The sequence below is a fragment of the Vibrio sp. OPT46 genome, from assembly GCF_015163535.1.
In the GTDB taxonomy this organism is placed as follows: Bacteria; Pseudomonadota; Gammaproteobacteria; order Enterobacterales; family Vibrionaceae; genus Vibrio; species Vibrio alginolyticus.
The window spans coordinates 1-465 of sequence record NZ_JADDYG010000613.1 but is presented as its reverse complement, the minus strand read 5'-3'; the positions used below and the strand labels follow the sequence as shown (position 1 = coordinate 465).

Here is a 465-nt window from a genome sequence, read left to right as displayed (position 1 = left end):
ATGATATGTCCGTGTTCAATTTATTTAACACAAACCCTACAAACCATGTACAAAATTATCAACACAGATGACCATTATTATCGTCACAACGTGATCTGACGCACTTTTTAGGCTTCAAAACTGAATATTTATGCTCATTATATTGAACAAAACAAAACCAACTGTTACAAAATAGTTAACAGAAAGACATAAAAACCAGCCGTTAAACATCAAAAACACAGTGTAAGTGCATGTTTAAATTAAAAATAACCTAAAAAACAAACAACTCGCTCAGAGTACTGTAATTTATTTGTTAATTTGGTTATTTCTAATTTCTACTCGTCAGGCTATTTGGAGAAGAAAATGGAATCGTATCTACAGGAAGTAAAAAATTTTAAACAAAAATGGCCCGATATTGAATTTATCGATCTCATCTTTACCGATATAAATGCCACCCCAAGAGGAAAACGCATCCCGATAGATGCT

The 465-nt window shown here is 32.0% G+C and carries 1 protein-coding gene; it reads left to right on the top strand.

The features are described from left to right. Positions 1 to 342 precede the first annotated feature (342 nt). On the top strand, positions 343 to 465 hold a 123-nt coding region (locus IQR33_RS34180; RefSeq protein WP_228014096.1), incomplete at its 3' end, for a glutamine synthetase.